At 67.5% G+C, this 604-nt stretch carries 1 rRNA gene; it reads left to right on the top strand.

Annotated features, from left to right (window positions below):
* A 5S ribosomal RNA gene (gene rrf, locus ACWENQ_RS45935) occupies positions 1-78 on the top strand; the annotation flags it as partial.
* Between the last annotated feature and the right edge of the window lie 526 nt (positions 79-604).

The raw sequence follows: 604 nt of genomic DNA, 5'->3' as shown, positions 1-604 counted from the left end.
CCGAACCCGGAAGTTAAGCTTCTCTGCGCCGATGGTACTGCACTCGAAGGGGTGTGGGAGAGTAGGTCGCCGCCGCGCAATCTTTACAGTAAGGGTCACCCCATCAGGGGTGGCCCTTTCTGCTTTTCCGGCGGTGTTGTGGCCGGGGCTTGCTGGGTGTGCTCGGTCTTCGACATGGTGCCGATGCCCCGTTGGCGGTGGCAGGGTGCCGGGGCCCGGTTGACAGGACGGGCCTCCGGCGACGGTAATGAGCCATTGCGTCTGCGGCAGTCTCGTGGACTCCCCTCATGGACAGGGGCGTCGGTCGTCAGGCTCGTGGACGCTCCCATGAGCAGGGACGTCGGCGCCAGGCTTGTGGAGCTACCGTAACGGGCACCAGGTGTCGTCCGGGGGCCTTGACGACTGCCGGCGCTCCTGCCCCGTCGAGTGGGTGAGCTTGGAGGCGCTGCCATCGCCGGCGGCCTGGCAGCGGGGCGGCTCCCGGCGGTCACGATGCGCCTGCGGGACGGAAACCTGTGTCATGGAAGGCGCCAGTTTCAGCCAGCAGAACAACCAGCCCTGCGTCGCGACTGGCAAGCCGCAGCCGACAGAACCCTGCGTCGCG

It is taken from the genome of Nonomuraea sp. NPDC004354 (genome assembly GCF_053602555.1).
Note: the sequence above shows the minus strand (reverse complement) of the source record. Positions and strands in the feature narration are given on the sequence as shown.